General features: G+C 59.4%; 3 protein-coding genes and 1 pseudogene. All 4 read left to right on the top strand.

The window, feature by feature from the left end:
- Window positions 1–125 precede the first annotated feature (125 nt).
- Window positions 126–401 (top strand): annotated as a pseudogene (locus EJL02_RS13930) (hypothetical protein); the annotation flags it as partial.
- A gap of 14 nt (window positions 402–415) precedes the next feature.
- Window positions 416–667 carry a hypothetical protein gene (locus EJL02_RS13935; RefSeq protein WP_125116954.1) on the top strand — a complete coding sequence of 84 codons (252 nt, stop codon included), beginning with the start codon at window positions 416–418 and terminating at the stop codon, window positions 665–667.
- On the top strand, window positions 657–1,451 hold the full coding sequence (locus EJL02_RS13940; protein ID WP_125116955.1) for a DNA-methyltransferase: 795 nt from the start codon (window positions 657–659) through the stop codon (window positions 1,449–1,451). The genes EJL02_RS13935 and EJL02_RS13940 overlap by 11 nt, the downstream gene beginning before the upstream one ends.
- Window positions 1,452–1,468: 17 nt before the next feature.
- Window positions 1,469–1,868, top strand: a 400-nt coding sequence (locus tag EJL02_RS13945; protein WP_442858030.1) for an MT-A70 family methyltransferase, incomplete at its 3' end; no start/stop codon positions are given.

The following is a 1,868-nucleotide window of genomic DNA, read 5'->3' on the forward strand; positions in this document are numbered from 1 at the left end:
TACACGCTGGGAAATTAGACTGACATCTGGAGAGCCGGATACGCTGAGAGGTGTAAGTCCGGTTCGGAGGGGAGTTCTCGGAAACCTACCATAGCAATATGGCAAGGCGCCGGGTTCTTACCCTACTGCTCACCAGTTTGGCCCCCATCCCTATGGCAACGATCTCCCACCGGGAGGTGGGACAGATCGGGCAGAACTATCTGCGCTCCCTGTTTGCCGTGGGCTTCCAGGGGCTGCTCATTCTGGTGTGTGTTGCGATTTATGCGGTGCTGATCCAGGGAATTGCCACGGGCGGAGATCCCATCGGAGCGATATGGGGCACCGTGGGCTATACGGTTTTGCTCTGCTTCATGCTGTTCAAAACCGGGACGATTGCGCGAAGTATCTTTAGCGCACATTGAGAAAGGGGTGTTATATGCCGAGAAGATATGGGCCCGACGGGTCGCGCCTGTGGAACGGGAAAGCGCCGGAGGACTTCAACCAGGCCGATGTTTACCGCTTTATGGCGGAAACGGAGGCCGTTTTGCAAAAGCGGGAATTGCTGGGCGGCAGGGATGACGCGAAGAAGATTGCCCAGCAGTTAGCCGAGGGGCGGGCGCAGGCCGCCCGTGAAAACGCCGCCCGGCCCGCCCTGGCAAAGGGCAAGGAGGCCAGGGATGACCGATAAGGGCATCTCTGGACAAAGTGTCCAGAAGTCCCCGGAGCTCCCGGAGGGCCTGTTCCTTATGGATGGCATTGAGGGCCTGCGCTCCCTGCCCCGTCATTCTGTGGATATGCTCTTGACCGATCCGCCCTATGGCACCACCCGGAATTTTTGGGATGTACCTCTGCCGCTCCCGGAGCTGTGGGAGGCGGTCAAGTGGGCGGTCAAGCCGGACGGCGCTGTACTGTTCTTTGCCCAATGCCCCTATGACAAGGTGCTGGGGGCATCCAACCTGTCCATGCTCCGCTATGAGTGGGTATGGTACAAAAGCCGCTGCACAGGCTTTCTCAACGCCCGCCGCGCTCCGCTGAAAAAGACGGAGAATATTTTGGTGTTCTATCAGAAGCTCCCGCTTTACAATCCGCAGTTTGAGCAGGGCAAGCCCTACAAGAAAATTGCGGGCAATAACGGGAACAGCACCAACTACGGAAAATTCACCCGTTCCGGCAGCGGATCGGAGGACGGCCTGCGCTTTCCCGGAAACGTGCTGACCTTTCCAGCCGTCCAGCGCACCGTCCACCCCACGCAGAAGCCGGTGGCCCTGTGCGAGTATTTCATCAAAACCTACACCCGGCCCGGCGAGGTGGTTGCGGACATCTGCGCGGGCTCTGCCACAACAGCGGTTGCCGCCCTCAATACGGGCCGCCGCTTCATCTGTTTTGAAACCGTCCCCGCCTACTACGCCGCCGCCACAGAGCGCATCCGTCTGGCGCGGGCAGCGTTGGAGGCCGGGGAGAAAGGAGTGTAACTATCGGACAGTATTCTGTGATCTATGCCGATCCCCCCTGGCGCTACACGCAAAAGGGCTTGCAGGGTGCGGCGGAGAAGCATTACCCCACAATGGGGATTGACAAGTTATGCACGCTCCCGGTGGCTGATCTGGCGGCCCCGGACAGCGTGCTTTTTTTGTGGGCCACGTTCCCCCAGCTCCCGGAGGCCCTGCGGCTGATCAATGCATGGGGCTTTACTTACAAAAGCGTGGCGTTTGTGTGGCTGAAGAAAAACCGAAAGTCCGAGAGCTGGTTTTATGGCCTGGGTTTTTGGACGAGGGGCAACGCGGAGGTTTGCCTGCTGGCGACACGGGGACACCCGAAACGGCAGGCGGCAAACGTCCATCAATTCATTATTGCCCCGATCCAGGAGCACAGCCGAAAGCCGGACGAGG

The sequence above is a fragment of the Agathobaculum sp. Marseille-P7918 genome (genome assembly GCF_900625105.1).
GTDB lineage: Bacteria > Bacillota > Clostridia > Oscillospirales > Butyricicoccaceae > Agathobaculum.

Excerpts from the sequence above, each read along its gene's own strand:
- EJL02_RS13935 (WP_125116954.1), top strand. The coding sequence starts at position 416 with ATGCCGAGAAGATATGGGCCCGACGGGTCGCGCCTGTGGAACGGGAAA.
- EJL02_RS13940 (WP_125116955.1), top strand. The coding sequence starts at position 657 with ATGACCGATAAGGGCATCTCTGGACAAAGTGTCCAGAAGTCCCCGGAG.